Consider the following 22,479-nt stretch of genomic DNA (forward strand, 5'->3'; position numbering starts at 1 on the left):
CAGGTTTTCCTGATTACTGCTCGCAGACAGGGTACCCCAGATTGCGCAAATCACAAAGCGCTCAGGACTGTCTCTCTTGATTTTTTGCTTCGCGCTCGGCCCGGATCTTGGCCAGCGCCTCTCGCAGCAAAGGCACGCGGTTGGGGCGGAAACTGTCCTGGGTGACGGACATCGCGCGCATCCGGTCCAACCGAAACACGCGAAAATCCCGCCTCAGATGGCACCAGCTGAGCAGTACGCTGGCATGATCCATGTACACGATGCTCAGTGGGCTCACGCGGCGCTGGGTGTCGCCACCTTTCGCATCGGTATAGTCGAACTCGACCACACGCTCGTCCCACGTCGCCTGCCGCAGGTCGGCAACTTCGATGCTGGGTGCGGCAGGACGGTCGAACCGGGTGGCGGTCAGCACTGCGTGGCTCAGGCGGTGGGATTGGCGGTGTGGCAGCCGGCCCTGCAGTTTGCGCAGCGCCGCACCGGCGGCGTCCGACAGAGCCGGGTCTCCGATCAGTTGCACCTCGCGTAGGCCAAGAACCAGCGCCTCCAACTCGTCATCGGTGAATCCCAGCGGCGGCAGTGTCGCGTCTTCGATCAGGGTGAACCCGAACCCGGCCTCGCCATCAATGACTGCACCGAGGCCACGCAGAGCGTCGATGTCGCGATGCACGGTGCGTGCAGAAACCCCCAGATCCTGCGCCAACTGCGCCGAGGTCTTGGGCGACGGGCCAGACCGCAAGGCCTGCATCAATTGGAACAGTCGGGCGGTGCGGGACATGATGTCATTCAATCTAAACCTAATGACAGAAACTGTCATTAGCCCGCGTTAGACCGGCGGCACCCCAATTTCGGAGCCTATTATGTTGACCCTTCTTACCTACCCTTCCGCCTTCGGACTTTTCAGCGCCAGCCCCTTTTGCGTCAAAACCGCCTATATGCTGCAGCTGGCCGGGCTGCATTGGCGCCGCTCGGACATGGTCGATCCGCGTCAGATGCCGCACAGCAAGTTGCCGGTTTTGCGCACACCCGAACGTCTGGTGCCGGACAGCGACCAGATTCGCGACTGGTTGGAAGCGCAGGGCGCCGAATTCGACCGTGGCCTGAGCGATGTGCAAAAGGGCCAGTCCCGTGCGTTGATCCGCATGGCCGAGGAACATTTGTACTTCCAGATTGTCATGGACCGCTGGGCCAACGACGAGGTTTGGCCAGTTCTGCGCGACACTTTCTTCTATGAGATTCCCCGAATCGTCCGACGCCCGATCTCGAACTCGGTCCGGAAATCGGTCTTGAAAGGCCTTCGGTCGCAAGGGATCGGGCGCTTCTCAGAAGCTGAACGGATGGCGCGGGTCGAACGCGACCTCGAGGCGATCTCAGCCTATCTGTGGCAGGCCCAGTATCTTTTGGGCGATCACCCCACTTCGGCCGACCTCAGCGTCGGCCCGATGCTGGCTGCGATGCGGGCCACTCCGGCCGATACCCGGCTGACCCGGCGCATCAAACAGGATACGCTGCTGAACAGTTATGTTGACCGGATGGAACAGGCGATCCCCTTGCCATGAGGCCTTTCGATGACCCCAACGTGGCGTCTGCCTACGAGGCATTCGCCGCGGACACCAGAAGCGGCGCTCTGGGTCTGCGCGATCTGGTCTTCGCCACCGCGCAGGAACTTCAGCCGGCGGTTTCGGTGACCGAGGCTCTGCGATGGGGTCAACCGGCCTATCTGAGTCCCAAGGGGACAACCATCAGGCTGGGTAGACACACCTCCTCCCGGTTTGCCCTGTTTGTCCACTGCCAGACCCGGCTTATCGGTGAGTTTACCTCGGCCTTTCCCGACGCTGACAGGATTGACGGCAATCGCGCCATCCTGTTCGACGGGATCGAACAGATCGACCCCGTCCGGCATGGATGGCTGATCGCCCGGGCGTTGACCTATCACCGCTGACGGCGTTTGCGCTCGACCTTGCGTTTGATCTTGTCCTTCTTGCGCTTGGTGCTGACCGCCTTGCGCCGTGTCGGACGGCCGGGCCGCCCACGTCCGCCGCCGCGCGGCATGGCCTGATCTTCGATCGACAGCAGCTCCAACTCCAGCCCGCCGGTCACCGGTGTGGCCTCGGTCAGGCGCACTGTGACACGCTGGCCAATGGCGATGGTCAGGCCGGTATCGGCCCCCATCAGGGTGCCGGCCTCGGCGTCGAAGTGAAAGAACTCGCGCCCCAGCGACCGCACCGGCACCAGCCCGTCGGCCCCGGTTTCGTCCAGTTTGACGAAGGCCCCGAACCGGGCGATGCCGCTGATGCGGCCGGTGAACTCGTTGCCGACGCGCTCGCTCAGATAGGCCGCCAGATAGCGGTCAGTCGTGTCGCGCTCGGCCATCATCGAGCGGCGCTCGGTGTCCGAGATGTGGGTAGCAATCTCCTCCAGCCGCTCGATCTCGTCGGCGGTCAGCCCGTCCTTGCCCCAGCCATGGGCCGAGATCAGCGCCCGGTGCACGATCAGGTCGGCGTAGCGGCGGATGGGCGAGGTGAAATGCGCATAGTTGCGCAGCGCCAGCCCGAAATGGCCAAAGTTCTCGGGGCTGTAATAGGCCTGCGCCATCGACCGCAAGGTGCTGAGATTGATCAGCTCAGCATCCTCGGTGCCGGCGGCGGCATTCAACAGCGCGTTCAGGTGACGGGTCTGCAGCACCTGCCCTTTGGCCAGATTCAGCCCGGCGGCCTGTGCCGTCTCACGCAGGCTTTCCAGCTTTTCGGGCGCGGGTTCCTCGTGCACCCGGAACAACAGAGGGCTGCGCTTGGCGATCAGCGTCTCGGCCGCGGCCACATTGGCCAGGATCATGAATTCCTCGATCAGCCGGTGCGCGTCCAGCCGCTCGCGGAAGGCCACGCTTTCGACCTCGCCCTTGTCGTTCAGCACGATCTTGCGTTCCGGCAGGTCCAGGTCCAGCGGCTGGCGTTCGTTGCGCGCCGTCTTCAGCGCGCCATAGGCGGCATAGAGCGGCTTCAGAACGCTCTCCAGCAGCGGGCCGGTCCGGTCATTGGGGGTGCCGTCGATGGCCGCCTGCACCTCGGCATAATGCAGAGACGCGGCCGAGCGCATCAGCCCGCGCACAAAGCGGTGGTCGATCTTGTTGCCGTTTGCATCGATCCGCATCCGCACCGCGATACAGGCGCGCGGCACGCCTTCGTGCAGCGAACAAAGATCGCCCGACAGACGGTCGGGCAGCATCGGCACGACGCGGTCGGGGAAATAGGTCGAGTTGCCCCTTCTTCGCGCCTCGCGGTCCAGCGCACTGCCGGGGCGCACATAGGCCGCCACATCGGCAATGGCGACCCAAATCACGTGACCGCCCGGGTTTTTCGGATCATCATCGGCATGGGCATAGCAAGCGTCGTCATGGTCGCGCGCGTCCGAAGGGTCGATCGTCAGCAGAGGGATGTCCCGCAGATCCTCGCGCCCTTTCAGCCCGACGGGCTTGGCCCGGTCGGCCTCGGCGATCACGTCATCGGGAAAATCATCCGGGATGCCGTGCTGGTGAATCGAGATCAGCGACACCGCCTTGGGCGCGGACGGATCGCCCAGCCGTTCCACGATACGCGCACGCGGCAGCCCCATGCGGTTTTTCGGCCCCGCCTGCTCGGCCTCGACCAATTCGCCATCCTTGGCGCCCAGCGCCGCGCCTTCGGCAACCAGCCATTCGGTCGATCCGGCCTTGTCGATGGGCACGATTCGACCGCCCTCGGCGCCCTTGCGGAAAATGCCCACGACCCGGCGCGGATTGGCGCCGATGCGGCGGATCAGGCGGGCCTCGTAATTGTGGTCTTCTTCATGCACCTGGGTCAGCCGGGCCAAGATCCGGTCACCCTCGCCCAGCGCCGGGTCGCTGGCGCGGGAAATGATCAGCACGATCGGCTCGACCCCTTCGCCATGCCATTCCAGCGGCCGCGCGAACAGGTCGCCGTCGGCGTTCGGCGCCTTGACCTGCAGCACGCTGACCGGCGGCAGGCGGTCCGGGTCGCGATAGCTGCGCTTGCGCTTTTCAAGATGCCCCTCGGCCTCAAGCTCTTTGAGAATCCGTTTCAGGTCGATCCGGTCCGCGCCCTTGATGCCAAAGGCCTTGGCAATGTCGCGTTTCGAGGTGAGCGTGGGGTTCGCCGAGATCCAGTCGAGGATCTCCTGCTTGGTCGGTATGCGTTTCATGTTTTCCGCCTAGCACGCCGATACGACCGCGTCATGACCAAAAAGTGGCCGGGCGCATCAATCGCTCAGGCGAAATAGTCGGCCAGGATCCGGGCGTAGATCGCTTTGAGCTGGCGGATTTGCTCGACCGGGACGGATTCGTCCACCTGATGCATGGTGCGTCCGACCAGGCCGAACTCGACCACGGGGCAGTGGTCCTTGATGAACCGCGCGTCCGAGGTGCCCCCGGTGGTCGACAGCTCGGGCCGACGGCCGGTCTCGGCCTCGACCGCGCGCGCGACCAGATCCGACAGCGGCCCCGGAGGGGTCAGAAAGCTTTCGCCCGAGACCTTGATCCGCGTATCGATCTGCACGCCGAACTCTGCCGCCACGTCCGCCGCCTGCGCCTTCAGCCAGTCGCTGAGGCTGGCGCCCGAATGCAAGTCGTTGAACCGGATGTTCACCGCCCCACGGCATTGGGCCGGAATGACGTTGGTGGCCGCGTTGCCGGTGTCCATCGTGACCACGGCCAGGGTCGAGGCGCCGAAATGATCCGTCCCCCGATCCAGTTCGTGACTGGCCAGCCGGTCCATCAGGCGCGCCAGCGCGGGCAGCGGGTTCCTGGCGCGATGCGGATAGGCCGAATGACCCTGCACGCCCGTCACCTCGAACCACGCGGTCATCGACCCGCGGCGGCCGATCTTCATCATCTCGCCCATCTCGTTTGGGCAGGTCGGCTCGCCCACCAGACAGACCGACATCCGCTCGTCCTGCGCCTGCATGTAGTCCAGCAGCGCGGTGGTGCCGTCAACCGCGTCGCCTTCCTCGTCCCCCGTGATGGTCAGGATGATCGCCCCGTCGGGCGGGGTGTCGCGCACGAAATCCACCGCGGCCGCGACAAAGGCCGCCACCCCCGATTTCATGTCGGTGGCGCCCCTGCCATACAGAACGCCGTCATGGATTTCCGCGCCGAACGGCGGGCGGGTCCATGCGGCCTCGTCGCCCACCGGCACCACATCGGTATGGCCGTTGAACCCAAAACTGCGCGCATGCCCCTTGTCGCCCCACCGGGCGAACAGGTTGCAGACGCCGCCGCGATCGACCCGCGTGCAGGTGAAACCGGCCCGCGACAGGATATCTTCCAGCAGAACCAGCGCCCCGCCCTCCTCGGGTGTGACCGAGGGGCAACGGATCAGGTCTGCGGTCAACTGGACAGGGTCGGACATTCAGGGGCCTCGCAGGGTCGGCAGGATGTGGGTTCACGCACAGATTCAACGAATTGGCCGCAATGCCAACCCCGATCGGCGGTTTTCCGGTCGCCCAGCCCGAAAAAACGGCAAAAAGAAATCCCGGTCGATGACCTCGCGACGACCTTGCCGCGCCATGGCAAATTGCGCTAGAGCGCCGCGAAACAGGTGAACCAGCTATGACGCGCGCCCTTTTCGCATTGATCTGCCTGACCTTCGCGGTCTTTGCACAACACAGCCAAGCCGAAACTCTGACGGTCACGACGGTGGAGCGTCCTCCGTTCTCGTATGTGGATGAGGGCGAGGACACCGGCTTCTCAATGGACCTGCTGGCCGCGCTGGCTGAAGAACTGGATTGGGAATACACGGTCGTTCGTGTCGATGCGTTCGGGGACATGCTGTCGGCGGTCGAAAACCGCGAAGCCGACATGGCGATCGCGAATATTTCGATCACCGCAGGCCGTGAAGCCCGAATGGATTTCAGCCAGCCGATTTTCGAAGCCGGCCTTCAGATCATGGTACCATCAGACGCGGCGCGCAGCCCGTCCTTGATGCAGGCGCTTCTGTCACGCGAGCTGTTCATCGCCATCGGGCTGGCCTTTGCCATCCTGCTGGGTGGCGGCATGCTGATGTGGGGGTTCGAACGCCGATCCCAACCCTATTTCGACCGCGACCTGAACGAGGCCTGGTTCCCATCCTTCTGGTGGGCGTTGAACCTGGTGGTCAATGGCGGATTTGAAGAGCGGATGCCCCGGACCCCATTCGGGCGAATTCTGGGTGTGATCCTGGTCGTATCCTCGCTGTTCATCGTGTCGGTTTTCACCGCAAGGATCACCTCGGTCATGACGGTGGATGCGATCACCAGCAACATCAACTCGGTCAATGATCTGTACGGCAAGCAGGTCGGGACGATCTCGGGTTCGACCGCCGCCAGTTTTCTGAACCGGCGCGAGGTCGAATTCACCGGGTACGAAGACCTGGACAGCATGTTGACCGCGTTCAAGGATGGGGACCTGGATGCCGTCGTGTTCGACGCGCCGATCCTGTCGTATTTCGCCGCACATGAAGGCCGCAAGATTGCGGCAATGACCGGCGGCGTCTTCCTGCGCGAGAATTACGGTATCGTCTTCCCGACCGGGTCACCTCTGGTCGAGGATGTGAACCAGGCGCTTCTGGGCCTCCGGGAAGATGGCACCTATGACCAGATCTATCGCAAGTGGTTCGGCACGCGCCGCTAGGCGCTTTCGGGCTTGTCGCCGAAGAAGGGCGTCATCTGCGCAACAATAACCGCGTTTTCCTCAAGCGCCCTCTGCATCAGAGCGCGTTCGTCGGGGTCGATCTCGTGCCCCTGCGCCTCGCGCTCGGCCAGGGTGCCATAGCCGGTTACGTCCAGTGGAGCCGTATCGGCCTGCTTGAGAATGGCCACGGTTTCGCGCACGGCCTCGGCCTCGTCCACTCCGCTGGCATAGCACATAAGCGCCGCGCCGGTGGCGCCTTCGGGCAGGCCGTCGCCATCCTTGCGGCCAATCTGAACCAACAGAGTATAGACCTGCTGGCGCGAGGGTTTCTTTTGCTTTTCCATGCCGTGGGCCTTAGCCGGGGGCCGGTCGATGGTCAAGCATGGCAGCTGGACGCGGTTCCCGGATGCCGTGTCGTTTTTTGACGCGCTCAGGCCCACCATCCGGTCAGACTGGTCCCTAAAAACGACGGAGGACATCATGACCAAACGCGGCCGCTGCCTGTGCGGTGAAACCCGCTGGGAGTTTGAGGGCGCCGAGACCTGGAGCTGCTATTGCCATTGTGACGATTGCCGCCGCAATTGCGCCGCGCCCGTGGTCGCGTGGTTGGGCGTACCCTTGCGCAATTTCCGATGGACCGGTGCAACACCGCGTACTTACGCCAGTTCGAAAGGCGTCCAGCGGCATTTCTGCGCAACCTGTGGCTCCCCGATGGGGTTCGAGGCCGACCACTATGAGGGCGGGATGCACCTGTACGCGGCCTCGCTGGAAGACCCTTCGGACTTTGCGCCAACCTTTCACGTCAATTTTCAAAGCAAGCTGCCCTGGCTGGATCTGCGCGATGACTTGCCGAAATACGAAAGCACCCTGCTGCACGCGCCCGAGGATCTCGCCGACTACGAGGCGGGATAGGTCGGACACTGCCCAACGAAAAAGGCCGCGGACCAGAGCCGCGACCTTTGGAACTTTGAATGATGTCTGCGATCAATCGCGCAGCAGCTCGTTGATCCCGGTCTTCGAGCGGGTCTTTTCATCCACCCGCTTCACGATCACCGCGCAGTACAGGTTGATCCCGTTCTTCGACGGCATCGAACCGGAGACCACCACCGAATAAGGCGGCACCTCGCCATAGAAGACCTCGCCCGACTCGCGGTCGACGATCTTGGTGGACTGGCCGATGTAGACGCCCATACCCAGAACCGAGCCTTCCCGGATGATGCAGCCCTCGACCACCTCGGAGCGGGCACCGATGAAGCAGTTGTCTTCGATGATGGTCGGACCAGCCTGCATGGGTTCCAGCACGCCGCCGATGCCGACGCCGCCCGACAGGTGCACGTTCTTGCCGATCTGCGCGCAGGACCCGACAGTGGCCCAGGTATCGACCATGGTGCCTTCGTCCACATAGGCGCCGAGGTTCACGAAAGACGGCATCAGCACCACGCCCGGCGCGATATAGGCCGACTTGCGCACCACGCAGTTGGGCACCGCACGGAAACCGGCCGCGCGCCACTGGTTTTCACCCCAGCCGGCGAACTTGCTGTCGACCTTGTCCCACCAGCCGCCGTCCTGCGGGCCGCCGGACTGGATTTCCATGTCTTTGATGCGAAAGCCCAGCAGGACCGCCTTCTTGGCCCACTGGTTCACATGCCAGCTGCCATCGGCCTGCTTCTCCGCGACTCGCAGAGCGCCGCTGTCTAGCGCGCTCAGCGTGTCCTCAATCGCTTCGCGCTGTTCGCCGGTGGTGGCGGGCGTGATCGTATCGCGGGCCTCCCATGCGGCCTCGATGGCGTTTTCCAGTTGGGCGTTGGACATGGGGTAACTCCGTGCTGACTCTCGTTTGGTTGGTGTTGCCTATATGAAAGCCGGGGCCAATGCGCAATGCGACGTTGGCGGGGCCATTTGCGGCCACCCGGTGCCAAAACCCGTCGGTCTCAGCTGGCGCGGCGGATATGGCGCACCAGAATCGCTGTGGCCGTGGCGGTATCGCGGCGCTTCATCGCCTGCACGATGGCGGCGTGGTCGGTGTCTTTCCGCTGGACCCAGCGGTGACGCCAATGGGCGAATAGATGGCGGGCGCTGGCGATATGCAGATCGTCGATCGTATGCAACAGGCGCGGCCGCGCGCAGGGTGTCAGGATCGCCCGATGAAAGGCGCGGTTTCGGGTTTCCCATGTGGGCATGTCCTGCGCCTCGTCGCAGGCGATGCGGGCCTTGTCGGCCGCCTTGAGATCCGCTGGTGTCAAATTCTGGATCGCATGTTGCAAGGCCAGCGATTCCAGGGCCACGCGCATCTCGATTACCTCGCGCACCTCGGCCGGGTCCAACGCGGTGACGCGCATGCCGCGCCGTGGTTCGCTGTGAGCCAGACCATGCGCCTGGAGCCGCAACAGCGCCTCGCGCACCGGGACATGGCTGGTGTCGAACGCCCGCGCGATGTGGTCCTGCCGCAGTTTCTCACCCGCAGGCAGCTCGCCCGTGATGATGCGCTGGCTGAGCCGGTCATAGATGGAATCTGCAATCGTGGCGGTCATGGAATTTTATCTATAATCCCAAGGCCCGGCCCTCAAGGCGCAAATTCAGACGGTCAGAGGGTCAGGTGCGATATTGCCCCCGCAGACCAGAACCGCGACCCGTTCGCCCGGTTCCGGCGTGTAGACGCCCGAGGTCAGAGCCGCCAGGGCCGTCGCCCCCGCCGGCTCGACCAGAATGCGGTGCGCCTGCCACAGGCGCTGCTGCGCTTCGGCGATGGCGTCATCGCTGACCAGCACCGACGCCATCCCCTGCGCCAGCCCCAAACAGATGTCGCCGATCCGCCGCGCGCCCAGCGCGTTGGCGGCTATGCCGGAAACTGACACATCCACGGGCGTTCCGGCCTGCAACGCCGCGTTCAAGGCACATGAGGTTTCCGGCTCGACCGCAACGACCTTGCGCGCGCCCTGAAACCAGGCCAGCGCGCCCGCGATCAGCCCACCGCCGCCCACCGCCACCAATACGGTATCGGCCTGCAGGCCCTGGCTGTCCCATTCGGCGAAACAGGTGCCCTGCCCGGCCACGGTTGCCGGCGCGTCATAGGCATGGATCTGCATCGCGCCCGTGCGGGCCTCGTGTTCACGCGCCATCGACAGGGCATTGGCATATTCACCCGGCACGACGCTCAGATCGGCGCCGATCCGTTCGATCAGGGCGATTTTGGACGGACCGGCCATCTCGGGCACGAAGATCTTGGCCGGATGGCCCAGCGCCCGCGCGGCATAGGCCGCAGCCGCACCGTGATTCCCGCCCGACGCCGCCACCACTCCGGCCGCGGGCACATCCGTGCTCAGCAGGGTATTGAAGGCGCCGCGCGCCTTAAAACTGCCGGTGTGCTGGAAATGCTCCAGCTTCATCTCGACCGGCTGCGCCAGTCCCAGCGCGTCGCTTGTCATGACCGGTGTCACCTGCGCGTGACCATTGATGCGTTCGGCTGCGGCCGAAATTTCAGTCTTCCAATCCATTCTCGTCTTTCCGTGACTGGCACTCTGCCCGCGAACCCTATAGCTGTTTGAAAAACACGCAAGCAGGGAACCCCCAGCAATGAGAGAAGACCGCCTCAGCCCTTTCCGCGATGCGCATACCGACCGCTCGACCGCAAGCGAAGTCCCCGACACGCCGCAGACACGCTCGCCCTCGTACCGGCTGGCCTTTGCCGATGACGATTTCCTGTGCCGCGAGGAACTGCGGCCCGTGCGTCTGCAACTGGAACTGCTGAAGCCCGAAATGATCATGGCCGAACGCCAGATCACGTCGACCATCGTGATGTTCGGTGGCGCGCGAATCCCGGAACCGGCCAAAAAGGACAGCGCCCGGACGGCCACGCTGGCCGGTCTGTCGCAATACTATGACGAGGCGCGCGAATTCGCCCGGCTGATGACCGAGAAATCCAAGCAAAGCGGGTGCCGCGAGAACGTCATTGTCACCGGCGGTGGCCCCGGCGTGATGGAGGCCGGAAATCGCGGCGCCAAGGATGCCGGTGGCTGCTCGATCGGGCTGAACATCGTGCTGCCGCACGAGCAGGCGCCCAATGCCTATGTCACCCCTGAGCTGAGCTTCAATTTCCACTATTTCGCCATACGCAAGATGCATTTCCTGATGCGCGCCCGTGCGATCACCATCTTCCCCGGCGGGTTCGGCACGATGGATGAGTTGTTCGAGTCCCTCACCCTGATCCAGACCGGCCGGATGGAGCGCGTGCCGTTCCTGCTGTTCGGGCGCGAGTTCTGGGAGCGGGTGATCAATTGGGAAGCGCTGGCCGATGCCGGGACCATTTCCGAAGAGGATCTGGACCTGTTCCGCTTTGTCGATACCGCGCAGGAGGCGGTCGACATCATCGAGCGCTGGGAACCCGCCCCGCCGCGCGACGACATTCCGGGGCGCTGAGCGATGGCGCGCACCCCCAAGACAGGTGAGATGCTGCATCTGCGCGGCAATGCCCTGAGCAAAGGCGAACCGGTGGCCTTGCCGCTGACCCAAAGCAGCATGTTCCACCTGCCCGGCGCGCCGGACGGTCACCCGACCTATGGCCGCGTGGACAACCCGACCTGGACACAGGTCGAGCATGTGCTGGCGCATCTCGAAGACGCACCCTGCCTGATTTTTCCGTCCGGCATGGGTGCAATTTCGGCGGCGTTATTCGCGACCGTGCGCGCGGGGTCGCGCATCCTGATCCCGTCGGACGGGTATTATGTCACCCGCCTGCTGGCCGACCGGTTCCTCGCCCCGCTGGGCGTGTCGGTCGAAGAGCGCCCAACGACCGCATTTGCGCAGGGCGGGTTCGACGGGTTCGACGTGGTCTTCGTCGAAAGCCCCTCCAACCCCGGGCTCGACATGATCGACCTGGCGCAGGTGGCCCGCGACGTGCGCGCCGCGGGAGGCATCACCATCGCCGACAACACGACGCTGACCCCGCTGGGACAGCGCCCGCTGGACCTGGGCATCGACATCGTCGTCGCCTCGGACACCAAGGCGATGGGCGGGCATTCCGATCTGCTGATGGGCCATGTGGCCAGCCGCGATGCCCAGATCATGGAACGGATCGAGGAATGGCGTCGCGTCTCGGGCGCGATCCCAGGCCCGCACGAAGCCTGGCTGCTGCATCGCGGGCTGGAGACGCTGGACGTTCGGTTCGACCGCATGTGCAGCTCGGCGCAGGTTCTGGCCGAACGGCTGGCCGATCATCCGGCGGTCACGCAGATCCGCTATCCCGGCCTGCCGACGGACCCATCGCACGATCTGGCCCGCGAACAGACCGCACGGTTCGGTTTTCTGCTGACGATCACGCTGGCCTTGGAAGACCAGGCCGAACGGTTCATCAATGGCTGCCCGCTGTTGCGCCCGGCCACGTCCTTCGGTGGCGTGCACAGCTCGGCCGAGCGGCGCGCGCGCTGGGGCGATCAGGTCGATCCCGGTTTCGTGCGCCTGTCGGTCGGGTGTGAACCAGTGGACGAGCTGTGGCAGGCTCTGAACGACAGCCTAAATGCGCTGGCCTGAGCCTTATTTCTTGGGCTCGCGCAGTTCGGTGAAGACGTAGATCGGCAGCAGAACCCCGGCGATCAGGGCGCCGAGCCACACCAGCAGCGTCGCCGCCAGCAGGTTCGAGATACCGCCCACGGTCAGCCCTGCGGCGACCAGATCAGTGATCAACAGGCCCACGAAGGTGACCACCAGCGCGATGCCGCCCTTCAGCGCCGGCACGTTCTTTTCCCCGATCTTCAGGATCAATGGCTCGGCCACGACCTGAACCAGGGTGAACACGATCACCACCACGATGAAGGACACCGGCTTGATCGAAAAGCCGGTCAGCAACAGGCTGGCCAACAACAGACCGATGGCATTGCCCGCCAACAGGGCCAGGGCCGACTTGATTCTGCGTGACATGCGTTTGACTCCATCCGCAACAGTTCGAAACATGCGGATATTATCATGATGCCGGAATTTTTCGAGAAAATTCAATCTTCTCGGTATTCGGTCCTGTTGAAATTCCATGACACGACACAATCTGAAAGGTTAACTGCCAACAACATCCACTGGCGCAACCCATCAGAAACGAGAGATCTATGAGCGACAATCCATATTCGGTGTTGGGCGTCTCGAAAGACGCCAGTGCCGCCGAAATCAAGAAAGCCTACCGGCGCATCGCCAAGGACTGCCACCCGGACCTAAAGCCCGGGGACGCCAAGGCCGAGGCCAAGTTCAAGGCCGCCGCCGCAGCCTATGACCTGCTGAAGGACCCCGAAACCCGGGCAAAATTCGACCGGGGCGAGATCGACGCCTCGGGCCAGGAGCGCCCGCAGCAGCAATATTACCGCGAATATGCCGAAACCGCAGGCAACCCTTATCGCGCGGGCGGCGGGGTCGAGGACGACGACATGTCGGACATCTTCGCCCAGTTCTTCGGCAACCGTGGCAACGGTGGCTTCAGCGGGGGGCGTGCGCGCGAGTTTCATGCGCCCGGTCACAACGTGAACTACAGCCTGCAGATCAGCTTCCTGGACGCGGTTTTCGGTGCCACGCAAAAGCTGACCCTGCCCAATGGCGACCGGATCGAGGTGAAGATCCCCGCCGGCATCACCGACGGCCAGACCATCCGCCTGCGTGGCAAGGGCGCGCCGGGCTATGGCGAGGGGCCGCCGGGCGACGCGCTGGTCACGATCCGCGTGGCCGAACACCCGGTGTTCAAGCGCGAGAGCGACGACATCCGCATCACCCTGCCGATCACCATCGACGAGGCCGTTCTGGGCGGCAAGGTCCCCGCGCCCACGATCGACGGCCGCGTGAACGTGACCGTGCCCGAGGGCACAAGCAGCGGCAAGACCCTGCGCCTGCGCGGCAAAGGCGTCAGGAAACGCGGCTCGGACAAACGGGGCGACCAGCTGATCGAGCTGAGCGTGGTGATGCCCGACAAGATCGACGACGAACTGAAGCAGTTCATGCAGAACTGGCGCAAGTCGCACAGCTATGACCCGCGGAAAGGAATGCCGGCATGACCCGTTCTCTGACCGAAGCCGAACTGATCGAAGCCGTCCAGAACCTGACATCAGAGCGGTTGTCCCGGTTCCTGTCCGCCCGGATCGTGATCCCGCGCCAGTCCGACCAGGGGCTGGTCTACGAGCGGCTGGACATGGCGCGCCTGCAACTGGCTTGCGAGTTGGATGACCAGTACGAGATGGAGCCCGACGCCCTGTCGATGGTGCTGTCGCTGATCGACCAGATGCACGGCCTGCGGGCAGAACTGCGCGAGGTGCTGCGCGCCATCGACGCCCAACCCGACCCGGTCCGCAGCCAGCTGGTCGAACGGATCGGAACAGCGCGGTTCCGCCGCGGCTAGGACCTGTCTGCAAGGCAGGTTTGCCCTTCTGGACTCGGTGGTTTTGCCTTAGAAGGCGCCATCGAGTCGGAACCGGGTGATGCGATGACACGGACCAAGTCGGAATTGCTGATGCCTGCAGGCAATCTGCGCAAGCTGAAACTGGCCATCCTGTACGGGGCGGATGCGGTGTATCTGGGCACGCCCGACATGTCCCTGCGCACCAAGTCCGAGTTTTCGCTGGGCGAGGTGATCGAAGGGGTCGAGTTCTGCCACGCGCATGGCCGGCGCGCCTATCTGACGCTGAACTTGTTTTCGCACAACAAGGACATCCCCAAGCTGGATGAATACATCGACACCGTGCGCAAGGTACGGCCCGACGGGTTGATCATCGCGGACCCCGGCGTGTTCCAGTATGTGCGCGACCGCGCGCCCGAACTGCCGCTGCATATCTCGACCCAGGCCAATATCTGTTCGTGGCTGTCGGTGAAGTTCTGGCAGGATCAGGGGGCCGAACTGGTAGTGCTGGCGCGCGAGGTCTCGTACCCCGAACTGGTGGAAATCCGCGAGAAATGCCCCGACATCCGGCTCGAGGCTTTCGTGCACGGCGCCATGTGCATGACCTATTCGGGCCGCTGCCTGCTGTCGAACTTCATGGCGGAACGTGGCGCCAACCAGGGCAACTGCGCCAATTCCTGCCGCTGGAACTATGCGCTGAAGCTGCGGCTGAAGGACGGCACCCATCAGGAACTGCGGATCACCGAGGAAAACGCCGACCTGTTCGAATTCCTGCTGGAAGAAGGCTGCCGCCCGGGTGAACTGATGCCGATCGAAGAGGATGATCGCGGCTCGTACATCCTCAACTCGCGCGATCTGTGCATCATGCCCAAGCTGGACGAATATCTGAAGATCGGCGTCGACAGCCTCAAGGTGGAGGGGCGCGGCAAGTCGGAATATTATGCCGCCATCGTCGCGCGCGCCTATCGCATGGCGATCGACGACTACTATGCCGACCCCGAGAACTGGGACCCGAAGCCGTATATGCGCGAGTTGGAGACCGTGGGAAACCGCGGCTACACGCTGGCCTTTCACGAGGGGCGGCTCACAAATTACGCGCATGATTACGAACACACCGCGACCATCGCCCAATGGGAATATGCCGGACTGGTGACCGACGTGACCGAGGATGCCTTCCTGGTCGAAGTGAAGAACAAGCTTGAACCCGGCGACGTGCTGGATTTCGTCTCGCCCATCTCGCGCGAGACGGTCCTGCTGCGCGTCTACGAATTTGAACGCGTCAGCGACGGCGCCAAGCTGGACGTGGTGCATGGCAGCACGAAAACCGTGATCCGCCTGCCGTTTTCCCTGTTCGATCACGAAGACCCCGACGACCTGCGCGCCCGTTTCCCGGTATATTCGGTGCTGCGCAAGGAGCGCGCCCTGACCGACGAACACTGGAGCCGCATCCGCTTTGACAAGCTGGTGCAGGGCCTGGAAACCTCGGGGCGCGACAATCCCGCCGCCTACGCCCGCCGCCGGGACGAGCTGGTGGAGAAGATCGGACAGGACGGCACCGCGCGCCGGTTCAAGACCAACCGCGTGGGCACCGAGGGTTGCTGCGGCAAGGGGTGCAACGGCTGCCTGATCTTCTGGCAGGATGACAAATACGCCCTGGCGCGCGAGGTTCTGTCAAAACGCAAGCAGGGGGAACAGCTCAGCCGGCGCGAGGCCGCCGCCCTGAAACTGCCCGGCGACGCGGCCCGCGATCAGTTGCCGACGCGGTAATCCTCGGGCACGAAGAACGTATAGTCGCGGTCAGCCACCGCTTCGTGGCAGTCATGGCAATAGGCAACCGCCCCCGCGCGATCCCCCATCGTGTCACCGAACAGCGATCCGTCGGGCATCACCATGACATAGCGCCAGTCGGCGGTGTCGGGGCTGGTGCCTTCGGGCAGTTTCTCCATCACGAACAGGGCGCCGGGATGCACCCGGCCCTCATCCGTGACGGTCATGCTGTCCTTGGCCAGAACCGAGCCCACGGGCAGCTTTTCCCCCGGTTGCAAGGTGCCGTAATTGTGGGCCATCCGGTTGGCATAGCTGTTGACGTAGCGCTGCCCATGCGTGGCCGACAGGTACGGCGCGTCGTTGAACAACGGCCAGTTCTGATAGTTCATCAGTTGATCCAGATGCGCGGTGGCATAGCCGCGATCCATCTGTTTCCTGAGGGCGCGATAGTGCTGCTGCGCGTCCTCTTTGCTCAGGTCCGCCGGGTTCTCGATCGCCAGATGCGCCTCGGTCTCGTTGGATTGCGCCCATGCAATGGCTGCGCCCGATGCAACCAATACGGCGGTCATGCAGATCGTGGACAGGTTCGTCAGTGCGTTCATGTATTGGCCCACCCTGTTCCAGGCTTGCCTGAATTCCGCAGATTTCCCCGACAAATTTGAGCGGACTGGACGAAACGCACCAGAACCGGACTGTCCAACTCACCGTCTTGTGCGCAGATTTTACGTGCGCGCAACCGCGCACCTCTCATGCCTCAAGACTACCAAATTCAGCCGTAGAATTACAGACCATTTGCCCGCGAACCCGCGGGCATCGGATCAACCTTTCAGCCCGGCCTCGGCCTCGATCTGGCGGCGCGACTTGCGGGCGCGCTCGGTGGCCGATTTCAACTGACCGCAGGCGGCCATGATGTCCTCGCCCCGCGTCTTGCGGATGGGCGAGGCGTACCCGGCCTGATAGATGATGTTGGCAAAGGCCCGGATCCGGTTGTTCGAGCTGCGCTTGTAGGGCGCACCGGGCCATTCGTTGAACGGGATCAGGTTGATCTTGGCCGGAATGTTATGGCGCTTGATGTGGTCGATCAGGCGATGTGCGTCCTCGTCGCTGTCGTTCACGCCGTCCAGCATCACGTATTCAAAGGTGATCCGCTCCGAATTCGACGCGTTGGGATAGCTGGCCAGCGCCTGCAGCAGTTCCTCGATGTTCCAACGCTTGTTGATCGGGACCAGAACGTCGCGCACCTCGTCCGTGGTGGCGTGGAACGAGATCGCCAGCAGGCAGCCGATCTCTTCCGCCGTGCGTGCGATTTCGGGTACCACGCCCGAGGTCGACAGGGTGATGCGCCGACGCGACAGGGAAATGCCCTCGGGATCCATCGCGATCTTCATCGCGTCGCGGACGTTTTCGAAATTGTAGAGCGGCTCGCCCATGCCCATCAGCACGATGTTGGACAGCAGGCGCGTCTCGTTCTTGGGCGCGCCCGGGGTCGGCCATTCGTCCAGATCGTCACGCGCCATCATCACCTGACCGATGATCTCGGCCGCAGTCAGGTTGCGCACCAGCTTCTGCGTTCCGGTGTGGCAGAACGAACAGGTCAGCGTGCAGCCCACCTGCGAGGAGATGCACAGCGTGCCGCGATCCTCTTCGGGGATGTAGACGACCTCGACCTCGTGCCCTCCGGCAATGCGCACCAGGTACTTGCGAGTACCATCCTCCGAGACCTGGCGGGTAACCACCTCCGGGATTTCGATCACGAAATTCTCGGCCAGCTGCGCGCGATAGGCCTTGGCCAGATTGGTCATCTGGTCAAAGTCGCGCACGCCCCATTGATAGATCCACTGCCAGATCTGGTTCACCCGCATTTTGGCCTGCTTTTCAGGCGTTCCATGTTCGATCAGAACCTCGCGCAGCCGGTCGCGGGTCAGACCGACAAGGTTGATCGTTCCCTCGGGCAATTTGCGGGGAATGGTCATGACATCCTGGGTGATCGGCGCTTTGGCGGACATGGCGGTTCTCGGGCGTTCTGGCTTGGGATGCGCCTCTATATAGGAACGCCGGCAAAGATCAAAAGGATTCGTGAGAACCTGTCCGGACGTCAGTCGAGGAACCGCAACAGTTCGGTGACACGGGCCCGCCCCAACTCGACCCGGCACGAGGTGATCGCAATGCCCGTTCCGGATCCACCACCAAAAGACGCGCCAACTGCTTCGCACTGCGCATCGCGATAAGTCTTCCAGGCCTCTTGAGAAGTTTCAAGCGCTGGCAAAGCAACAGCCCGACCCGTCACTTCGTCCAGTTCCTTCGCCGCATCGACTGCGAACCCAAACGCCGCGACCAAAGCGGCCTCGACATTGGTCTCGGCCCGACCGACGCATGTCCCGATCTCGACCTGAGATCCGGCATCGGTACATTCCAGCGCCGGGTCTGCAAATGCCGATACCGGAAGAAGAATTGCTGCCCAAACCCAACGCATGTCCGTCTCCTCGCCTGTCTACCCATGGTTTCAGACAGAGCTTAGCACAGTGGTCAGGCTTGGGCACGTTTTAGGTGCAGCGAGCGATCACACCCCGGCTGGCGGGATGTAGCAGTCCTCGGCATCCAGTGTCTTGACCGGATCATTCGGGCCGCATTGCTCGCCCGTGACCGGATAGGTTTCGGTGGATTTCTCGCACGCGCTCAGAGTTGCCGCTGCAACAATCAGAACCGCAATAAGGGGTTTGATCGACATGTCTGGACTCCTTCTTTGTTGTCTGAACCGATTGGTTCAGAAATCGAATCCGTCAGCCTTGATGCGGATCAAGTTTTGGTGCCGACGTTGCGTAAACGGATGCGCAAAAACGCAAAACCCCGCCATTTTGGCGGGGCATGAGATCTGGACGGGTTGGGCAGTTATTTGGTGCAGCGCTTCTCGGCGTCTTCGATGGCTGCGGTAAAGCCCAGCAACGAGAACGTGTCCTTGGTCTGGGTGCCGCGTTCGGACCGTGCGGTCAACACGGCCTCGGTCCCGCGCTTCATCGCCGTGACGATCTTGGCATCATCCGCGGCGCTGGCGGGCCACGCCCACTCGCCCTCGGTGAACAGTTCGAACTCGGACCCGTCGATTTCCAGATTCACCGTGGACCCGGGGGCGAATGGGTAGCCTCCGGTGAATGTCACCTGACCTTTGACCTCGGCGTTGGGGCGATAGAACACGAACAGCAAAATGTCGCTGCGACGCACCGATACCACACGGCCACCGCGGGTATTCACGGTCTCCTTGGGGGCGGATACGCTCCAGCACTCGGTCGGATCGTCTTCGACGAACACGCTCCAATCAGTCTGAGCGGACACACGGTTCGTACTGGTCGCCTGCTGGGCGATCGCTGTCGTGGCCATCCCTGCCACACAAAGGCCCGCGCATACGCGGGCGAGCATTGTTTTCATTCGTTCAGCCTCCTGGCTCGACCCACACCTCAACTCCATCCCGGAAGGCCGCGAACCCTGACGGTCCGTCTGTTGCAGTTGCGCATCCGGATGATTGCCGACATACACACACTAACGCAGGTTTCGCCACAGGCGAAAGGGCGATTGGCAGAATTTTGCGCACATTCCGGAGGGACGACATGACGCAGCCAGTACCGATGACCGAACTGTGGCGCGGACCGCTGTTGGAGAGCCTTCATCTGGGCCATGCGGTGATCTGCGACGACAGCGGCCAGATCGTGCGCAGCTGGGGCGATCCGAACGCGGTGATCTATCCGCGGTCGTCAGCCAAGATGATCCAGGCGCTGCCGCTGATCACCTCGGGCGCGGCGGCCAAATACGGGCTGGGCTCCGAGCATCTGGCGCTGGCCTGCGCCTCGCACAACGGCGCGGCGATCCATACCGAGCGCGTGACCGCCTGGCTGGATCACCTGGGCCTGTCCGAGCCCGATCTGCGCTGCGGCCCGCAGGAGCCGGCCGACATGGCCGCGCGCGACGGCCTGATCCTGGCCGACGACACGCCCTGCCAGATCCACAACAACTGCTCGGGCAAGCATTGCGGGTTCCTGACCCTGGCCCGGCACATGGGTGCAGGCCCGGAATATATCGAGATCGACCACCCCGTGCAGCAGGCCTGCCTGTCGGCCTTCGAAGAGACCACGGGCGAGGACAGCCCGTGCTATGGTATCGACGGCTGCTCGGCGCCCAATTTCGCCACTTCTCTGGTGGGGCTGGCGCGGTCGATGGCGTGGTTTGCCTCGGCCGGCGACCGGTCGGATCGGGCCAGCGACGCGGCCCTGCAATTGACCCGGGCGATGGTCGCCCACCCCGAGCTGGTGGCCGGCGAAACCCGTGCCTGCACCGAACTGATGCGCGCGATGAAAGGCCGTGCCGCGATCAAGACCGGGGCCGAGGCCGTGTTCGTCGCGATCATCCCGGAAAAGAAGATGGGCGTGGCGCTGAAGATCACCGATGGCGCCACCCGCGCCAGCGAGTGTGCCATCGCCGCCATTCTCGTCAGCCTCGGCGTGCTCGAGGCCGATCACCCGGCCACGCGCAAATTCATGAACGCCACGCAATACAGCCGCCGCGGGCTGGAATGCGGCGTGATCCGCCCCGCGCCGGGTTTCCCCGGCTGAGGGTCACATCTCGATCTCGTGGATCTCGGCCACCTCGACCGAGCCCGAGCCGTTGACCACCATGGGGCAGCCCTTGGCCATCTCGGTGGCGGCTTCGACGCTGTCGGCCTTAACCACTGTAAAGCCCGAGGCCGGGTTCGGCCCGCCATTGCCGGCCACGCCATCGGCGCTGACGGTATGGGACTGGCCCACCGGGTTGCCGGGGATTTCCAGCGCCGGCCCCATGTTCTGGAACCACGCGCCCCAGGCGGCCATGGTGGCTTCGATCTCGGCCGGGTCGGTCGGCGTGGTGCCGCCGTGATAGACAAACAGGTACTGAGGCATTTTCTGGTCTCCCTTTTGGTCAGACGGGGTTGGCAAGCCGGGCTTCTAGCTTGCGCAGCGACGAAGTCCAGCCGCTTTCATGATTGGCCGAGACGTCGTCATCGCCCAGATCGCGGTGATCCAGGATCAGGCGCGCTCCGGTGTCGGTCGGCTCGACCGCCAGCTTCACATGGCTCTCGGCGCCGCGCTGGTCCTGGTCGTCATGCCAGCCCCAGGTGAACCCGACCGAGTTCGGTGGGTCCACATGGGTCACATGCCCGGACACCTTGAAACGCTGCCCCTCGCGATTGACCATGACCGAATACCACGGACCTAGGCGCGAGAAATCCAGATCGTGCTCCGGCACCTCGACCCCTTCGGGCCCCCACCACTGCAACAATCTGGTTCCGTCGCTGATCCAGGCGAACAGGGTTTCGGCGCTGACCGGAAAGTCGCGCACCAGCTTCAGGTCGGCCATGAGCTTTCCTCCTGCAGAATGTCGCCCAGGCGGTCCAGACTGGCCTCCCAGAACTGGCGTTTGGAGATGGTCCATTCGGCAATCGCCCGCAGACCTTCGGGGCGGATCGAATAGATGCGCTGGGTGCCGTTCACGCGCTGGTTCACCAGCCCGGCCTGCCGCAGCACCTTCAGGTGCCGGGATATGGCCGCGCCGGACATCCCCTTGCCTTGGGCAAGGTCGCCTGCGGGCAGTTCGCCCTGATCCATCAGTTGTTCAACGATCGTGAATCGGGTCGGGTCGGACAGGGCCGAAAAGGCATCGAGCAGCGTGTTCATGCCCATTAATTAACATGAATGTTAAGCAATGGAAACCTGAAATCGTCGGATCAGCCCTGCGCAAAATCCGATCGGGCATATCCCTGCAGATACAGCAGCGCGGTCAGGTCGCCATGGTTGATGCGCACGTCGCATTGCCCGGCGACCGAGGGTTTGGCGTGCAGGGCCACCCCCGTCCCGGCGCGGTCCAGCATGCCCAAATCGTTCGCACCGTCGCCCACGGCAATCACCTCGGCCTCGGAAATGCCCAGCCGGGCCGAGATCTGCTCCAGCGCCTCGACCTTGGCCTGACGGCCCAGGATCGGGCGCTGCACGTCACCGGTCAGCTTGCCGTCCGCCGCCAGCAACGTGTTGGCGCGATTCTCGTCAAAGCCCAGCAGCTCGGCCACGCGGGCCGTGAACGCGGTGAACCCGCCCGAGACCAGCGCGGCATAGCCGCCATTGGCCCGCATCGTCGCAACCAGTTCGCGGCCGCCCGGCATAAGGGTGATGCGCTGGTTCAACACCCGGTCGATCACCGACACGTCCAGCCCCTTCAGCAGGCCCACCCGCTCGGTCAGCGCGCCTTCGAAATCCAACTCGCCATTCATGGCGCGGGCGGTGATGTCCTTGACCCGCTCGCCCACCCCGGCCTCGTCAGCCAGTTCGTCGATGCATTCCTGCTGGATCATCGTGCTGTCCATATCGGCCAGCAGCATCTTCTTGCGGCGGCCCTCGGCCGGCTGCACGACCAGATCGACGCCCAGCTTCTGTAAATCGGCCCAGACATCCCAGCGGTTGGCCGGAACCGCCGGCAGGGCAAATTCGGCCGCTTCGTCGGGGCTCAGCCACTGGATGTCGCCCCCGCCCCAGGCATTGCGCAACGAGTCGATCAGCGCCCCGTCCAGCGACGGCGTCTTGGGGTTGGTCAACAGAGTGGCAACGTACATCTTGATCCTCCGGCAGCCTGCCCTGCGCATATCGCAGGCGCAGCATTTCCGCCAGAGGCCAATTCC

General features: G+C 63.7%; 27 protein-coding genes. 10 read left to right on the top strand and 17 right to left on the bottom strand.

The window, feature by feature from the left end:
• Positions 1-61 precede the first annotated feature (61 nt).
• A complete protein-coding gene (locus K3752_RS14705; protein WP_260063635.1) occupies positions 62-775 on the bottom strand; it encodes a YafY family protein in 714 nt (237 codons plus the stop codon).
• 82 nt (positions 776-857) lie between these two features.
• Between K3752_RS14705 and K3752_RS14710 the strand changes: the two genes are divergently transcribed.
• Positions 858-1,556, top strand: coding sequence for a glutathione S-transferase family protein (locus K3752_RS14710; protein WP_260063636.1), 699 nt, complete (start codon positions 858-860; stop codon positions 1,554-1,556).
• On the top strand, positions 1,553-1,939 hold the full coding sequence (locus tag K3752_RS14715) for a DUF1801 domain-containing protein (protein ID WP_170439249.1): 387 nt from the start codon (positions 1,553-1,555) through the stop codon (positions 1,937-1,939). Before K3752_RS14710 ends, K3752_RS14715 begins: the two co-directional genes overlap by 4 nt.
• Here the strand turns inward: K3752_RS14715 and rnr are convergent.
• Together rnr and dapE are read right to left on the bottom strand one after the other, a co-directional pair.
• Positions 1,930-4,194 (bottom strand): ribonuclease R, encoded by a 2,265-nt coding sequence (gene rnr, locus K3752_RS14720; RefSeq protein WP_260063637.1) that lies wholly within the window; start codon positions 4,192-4,194, stop codon positions 1,930-1,932. The two genes, K3752_RS14715 and rnr, sit on opposite strands and share 10 nt — an antisense overlap.
• Before the next feature lie 65 nt (positions 4,195-4,259).
• Entirely contained in the window at positions 4,260-5,399 is a 1,140-nt protein-coding gene (gene dapE, locus K3752_RS14725) for a succinyl-diaminopimelate desuccinylase (RefSeq protein ID WP_260063638.1), read from the bottom strand.
• A 200-nt stretch (positions 5,400-5,599) separates the two neighbouring features.
• On the opposite strand from dapE, the gene K3752_RS14730 reads away from it, so the two are divergent.
• Entirely contained in the window at positions 5,600-6,658 is a 1,059-nt protein-coding gene (locus K3752_RS14730; RefSeq protein ID WP_170370133.1) for a transporter substrate-binding domain-containing protein, read from the top strand.
• Here K3752_RS14730 and K3752_RS14735 read toward each other — a convergent pair.
• Positions 6,655-7,002 (bottom strand): hypothetical protein, encoded by a 348-nt coding sequence (locus K3752_RS14735; protein ID WP_170370135.1) that lies wholly within the window; start codon positions 7,000-7,002, stop codon positions 6,655-6,657. The two genes, K3752_RS14730 and K3752_RS14735, sit on opposite strands and share 4 nt — an antisense overlap.
• A 136-nt stretch (positions 7,003-7,138) precedes the next feature.
• Here K3752_RS14735 and K3752_RS14740 point away from each other — a divergent pair, with 136 nt between their 5' ends.
• Positions 7,139-7,570, top strand: coding sequence for a GFA family protein (locus K3752_RS14740; RefSeq protein ID WP_260063639.1), 432 nt, complete (start codon positions 7,139-7,141; stop codon positions 7,568-7,570).
• A 72-nt stretch (positions 7,571-7,642) separates the two neighbouring features.
• On the opposite strand, the gene dapD is transcribed toward K3752_RS14740, so the two are convergent.
• From dapD to K3752_RS14755, 3 genes are all read right to left on the bottom strand, one after another.
• Complete coding sequence (dapD, locus tag K3752_RS14745) at positions 7,643-8,470, bottom strand: 2,3,4,5-tetrahydropyridine-2,6-dicarboxylate N-succinyltransferase (protein WP_260063640.1); 828 nt, start codon at positions 8,468-8,470, stop codon at positions 7,643-7,645.
• Positions 8,471-8,589: 119 nt separating this feature from the next.
• Positions 8,590-9,189: a GntR family transcriptional regulator gene (locus K3752_RS14750; RefSeq protein WP_093964210.1), complete on the bottom strand. Its 600-nt coding sequence runs from the start codon at positions 9,187-9,189 to the stop codon at positions 8,590-8,592.
• Between the two features lie 45 nt (positions 9,190-9,234).
• The gene (locus tag K3752_RS14755) at positions 9,235-10,152 is read right to left on the bottom strand and encodes a threonine/serine dehydratase (protein ID WP_170529678.1); all 918 of its coding nucleotides are present in this window, start codon (positions 10,150-10,152) and stop codon (positions 9,235-9,237) included.
• A 79-nt stretch (positions 10,153-10,231) separates the two neighbouring features.
• Here K3752_RS14755 and K3752_RS14760 point away from each other — a divergent pair, with 79 nt between their 5' ends.
• Together K3752_RS14760 and K3752_RS14765 are read left to right on the top strand one after the other, a co-directional pair.
• Positions 10,232-11,074 (top strand): TIGR00730 family Rossman fold protein, encoded by an 843-nt coding sequence (locus K3752_RS14760; RefSeq protein WP_093964208.1) that lies wholly within the window; start codon positions 10,232-10,234, stop codon positions 11,072-11,074.
• 3 nt (positions 11,075-11,077) lie between these two features.
• Positions 11,078-12,184, top strand: a complete 1,107-nt coding sequence (locus K3752_RS14765) for a cystathionine gamma-lyase (protein ID WP_260063641.1) — start codon at positions 11,078-11,080, stop codon at positions 12,182-12,184.
• 3 nt (positions 12,185-12,187) lie between these two features.
• Here K3752_RS14765 and K3752_RS14770 read toward each other — a convergent pair whose 3' ends face one another.
• On the bottom strand, positions 12,188-12,571 hold the full coding sequence (locus K3752_RS14770; protein ID WP_093964407.1) for a hypothetical protein: 384 nt from the start codon (positions 12,569-12,571) through the stop codon (positions 12,188-12,190).
• A 179-nt stretch (positions 12,572-12,750) separates the two neighbouring features.
• Between K3752_RS14770 and K3752_RS14775 the strand changes: the two genes are divergently transcribed.
• The 3 genes from K3752_RS14775 to K3752_RS14785 all read left to right on the top strand — a co-directional run bounded on the left by K3752_RS14775 (position 12,751) and on the right by K3752_RS14785 (position 15,785).
• On the top strand, positions 12,751-13,680 hold the full coding sequence (locus K3752_RS14775; RefSeq protein ID WP_260063642.1) for a J domain-containing protein: 930 nt from the start codon (positions 12,751-12,753) through the stop codon (positions 13,678-13,680).
• A complete protein-coding gene (locus K3752_RS14780; RefSeq protein ID WP_170341224.1) occupies positions 13,677-14,021 on the top strand; it encodes a hypothetical protein in 345 nt (114 codons plus the stop codon). The genes K3752_RS14775 and K3752_RS14780 overlap by 4 nt, the downstream gene beginning before the upstream one ends.
• A gap of 84 nt (positions 14,022-14,105) precedes the next feature.
• Complete coding sequence (locus K3752_RS14785) at positions 14,106-15,785, top strand: U32 family peptidase (RefSeq protein ID WP_260063643.1); 1,680 nt, start codon at positions 14,106-14,108, stop codon at positions 15,783-15,785.
• Here the strand turns inward: K3752_RS14785 and K3752_RS14790 are convergent.
• The 5 genes from K3752_RS14790 to K3752_RS14810 all read right to left on the bottom strand — a co-directional run bounded on the left by K3752_RS14790 (position 15,767) and on the right by K3752_RS14810 (position 19,208).
• On the bottom strand, positions 15,767-16,387 hold the full coding sequence (locus K3752_RS14790; RefSeq protein ID WP_170370147.1) for a cytochrome P460 family protein: 621 nt from the start codon (positions 16,385-16,387) through the stop codon (positions 15,767-15,769). The genes K3752_RS14785 and K3752_RS14790 overlap by 19 nt on opposite strands.
• Positions 16,388-16,603: 216 nt before the next feature.
• Positions 16,604-17,791 carry a 23S rRNA (adenine(2503)-C(2))-methyltransferase RlmN gene (gene rlmN, locus K3752_RS14795; protein WP_170364829.1) on the bottom strand — a complete coding sequence of 396 codons (1,188 nt, stop codon included), beginning with the start codon at positions 17,789-17,791 and terminating at the stop codon, positions 16,604-16,606.
• Between the two features lie 89 nt (positions 17,792-17,880).
• Positions 17,881-18,258 carry a lysozyme inhibitor LprI family protein gene (locus K3752_RS14800; RefSeq protein ID WP_170370152.1) on the bottom strand — a complete coding sequence of 126 codons (378 nt, stop codon included), beginning with the start codon at positions 18,256-18,258 and terminating at the stop codon, positions 17,881-17,883.
• A gap of 87 nt (positions 18,259-18,345) precedes the next feature.
• Positions 18,346-18,513, bottom strand: coding sequence for a hypothetical protein (locus K3752_RS14805; RefSeq protein WP_260063644.1), 168 nt, complete (start codon positions 18,511-18,513; stop codon positions 18,346-18,348).
• A gap of 161 nt (positions 18,514-18,674) precedes the next feature.
• Positions 18,675-19,208: an invasion associated locus B family protein gene (locus K3752_RS14810; RefSeq protein WP_170342134.1), complete on the bottom strand. Its 534-nt coding sequence runs from the start codon at positions 19,206-19,208 to the stop codon at positions 18,675-18,677.
• A 179-nt stretch (positions 19,209-19,387) separates the two neighbouring features.
• On the opposite strand from K3752_RS14810, the gene K3752_RS14815 reads away from it, so the two are divergent.
• Entirely contained in the window at positions 19,388-20,386 is a 999-nt protein-coding gene (locus K3752_RS14815; RefSeq protein ID WP_260063645.1) for an asparaginase, read from the top strand.
• A gap of 3 nt (positions 20,387-20,389) precedes the next feature.
• On the opposite strand, the gene K3752_RS14820 is transcribed toward K3752_RS14815, so the two are convergent.
• From K3752_RS14820 to serB, 4 genes are read right to left on the bottom strand one after another with little or no spacing between them, the layout of a single operon-like run.
• Positions 20,390-20,710, bottom strand: coding sequence for a YciI family protein (locus tag K3752_RS14820; RefSeq protein WP_170419976.1), 321 nt, complete (start codon positions 20,708-20,710; stop codon positions 20,390-20,392).
• A gap of 19 nt (positions 20,711-20,729) precedes the next feature.
• Positions 20,730-21,167, bottom strand: coding sequence for an SRPBCC domain-containing protein (locus K3752_RS14825; protein ID WP_170341210.1), 438 nt, complete (start codon positions 21,165-21,167; stop codon positions 20,730-20,732).
• Positions 21,155-21,484 carry a helix-turn-helix transcriptional regulator gene (locus K3752_RS14830; RefSeq protein WP_170364192.1) on the bottom strand — a complete coding sequence of 110 codons (330 nt, stop codon included), beginning with the start codon at positions 21,482-21,484 and terminating at the stop codon, positions 21,155-21,157. Before K3752_RS14830 ends, K3752_RS14825 begins: the two co-directional genes overlap by 13 nt.
• Positions 21,485-21,534: 50 nt before the next feature.
• A complete protein-coding gene (gene serB / locus K3752_RS14835) occupies positions 21,535-22,413 on the bottom strand; it encodes a phosphoserine phosphatase SerB (protein WP_260063646.1) in 879 nt (292 codons plus the stop codon).
• Between the last annotated feature and the right edge of the window lie 66 nt (positions 22,414-22,479).

This window comes from Ruegeria sp. B32, assembly GCF_025141855.1.
Taxonomy (GTDB): Bacteria; Pseudomonadota; Alphaproteobacteria; order Rhodobacterales; family Rhodobacteraceae; genus Ruegeria; species Ruegeria arenilitoris.

Bases quoted from the DNA above. Each gene is read 5' to 3' on its own strand.
- K3752_RS14705 (WP_260063635.1), bottom strand. From the start codon at position 775: ATGTCCCGCACCGCCCGACTGTTCCAATTGATGCAGGCCTTGCGGTCT.
- K3752_RS14710 (WP_260063636.1), top strand. From the start codon at position 858: ATGTTGACCCTTCTTACCTACCCTTCCGCCTTCGGACTTTTCAGCGCC.
- K3752_RS14715 (WP_170439249.1), top strand. From the start codon at position 1,553: ATGAGGCCTTTCGATGACCCCAACGTGGCGTCTGCCTACGAGGCATTC.
- rnr (WP_260063637.1), bottom strand. From the start codon at position 4,194: ATGAAACGCATACCGACCAAGCAGGAGATCCTCGACTGGATCTCGGCG.
- dapE (WP_260063638.1), bottom strand. From the start codon at position 5,399: ATGTCCGACCCTGTCCAGTTGACCGCAGACCTGATCCGTTGCCCCTCG.
- K3752_RS14730 (WP_170370133.1), top strand. From the start codon at position 5,600: ATGACGCGCGCCCTTTTCGCATTGATCTGCCTGACCTTCGCGGTCTTT.
- K3752_RS14735 (WP_170370135.1), bottom strand. From the start codon at position 7,002: ATGGAAAAGCAAAAGAAACCCTCGCGCCAGCAGGTCTATACTCTGTTG.
- K3752_RS14740 (WP_260063639.1), top strand. From the start codon at position 7,139: ATGACCAAACGCGGCCGCTGCCTGTGCGGTGAAACCCGCTGGGAGTTT.
- dapD (WP_260063640.1), bottom strand. From the start codon at position 8,470: ATGTCCAACGCCCAACTGGAAAACGCCATCGAGGCCGCATGGGAGGCC.
- K3752_RS14750 (WP_093964210.1), bottom strand. From the start codon at position 9,189: ATGACCGCCACGATTGCAGATTCCATCTATGACCGGCTCAGCCAGCGC.
- K3752_RS14755 (WP_170529678.1), bottom strand. From the start codon at position 10,152: ATGGATTGGAAGACTGAAATTTCGGCCGCAGCCGAACGCATCAATGGT.
- K3752_RS14760 (WP_093964208.1), top strand. From the start codon at position 10,232: ATGAGAGAAGACCGCCTCAGCCCTTTCCGCGATGCGCATACCGACCGC.
- K3752_RS14765 (WP_260063641.1), top strand. From the start codon at position 11,078: ATGGCGCGCACCCCCAAGACAGGTGAGATGCTGCATCTGCGCGGCAAT.
- K3752_RS14770 (WP_093964407.1), bottom strand. From the start codon at position 12,571: ATGTCACGCAGAATCAAGTCGGCCCTGGCCCTGTTGGCGGGCAATGCC.
- K3752_RS14775 (WP_260063642.1), top strand. From the start codon at position 12,751: ATGAGCGACAATCCATATTCGGTGTTGGGCGTCTCGAAAGACGCCAGT.
- K3752_RS14780 (WP_170341224.1), top strand. From the start codon at position 13,677: ATGACCCGTTCTCTGACCGAAGCCGAACTGATCGAAGCCGTCCAGAAC.
- K3752_RS14785 (WP_260063643.1), top strand. From the start codon at position 14,106: ATGACACGGACCAAGTCGGAATTGCTGATGCCTGCAGGCAATCTGCGC.
- K3752_RS14790 (WP_170370147.1), bottom strand. From the start codon at position 16,387: ATGAACGCACTGACGAACCTGTCCACGATCTGCATGACCGCCGTATTG.
- rlmN (WP_170364829.1), bottom strand. From the start codon at position 17,791: ATGTCCGCCAAAGCGCCGATCACCCAGGATGTCATGACCATTCCCCGC.
- K3752_RS14800 (WP_170370152.1), bottom strand. From the start codon at position 18,258: ATGCGTTGGGTTTGGGCAGCAATTCTTCTTCCGGTATCGGCATTTGCA.
- K3752_RS14805 (WP_260063644.1), bottom strand. From the start codon at position 18,513: ATGTCGATCAAACCCCTTATTGCGGTTCTGATTGTTGCAGCGGCAACT.
- K3752_RS14810 (WP_170342134.1), bottom strand. From the start codon at position 19,208: ATGAAAACAATGCTCGCCCGCGTATGCGCGGGCCTTTGTGTGGCAGGG.
- K3752_RS14815 (WP_260063645.1), top strand. From the start codon at position 19,388: ATGACGCAGCCAGTACCGATGACCGAACTGTGGCGCGGACCGCTGTTG.
- K3752_RS14820 (WP_170419976.1), bottom strand. From the start codon at position 20,710: ATGCCTCAGTACCTGTTTGTCTATCACGGCGGCACCACGCCGACCGAC.
- K3752_RS14825 (WP_170341210.1), bottom strand. From the start codon at position 21,167: ATGGCCGACCTGAAGCTGGTGCGCGACTTTCCGGTCAGCGCCGAAACC.
- K3752_RS14830 (WP_170364192.1), bottom strand. From the start codon at position 21,484: ATGAACACGCTGCTCGATGCCTTTTCGGCCCTGTCCGACCCGACCCGA.
- serB (WP_260063646.1), bottom strand. From the start codon at position 22,413: ATGTACGTTGCCACTCTGTTGACCAACCCCAAGACGCCGTCGCTGGAC.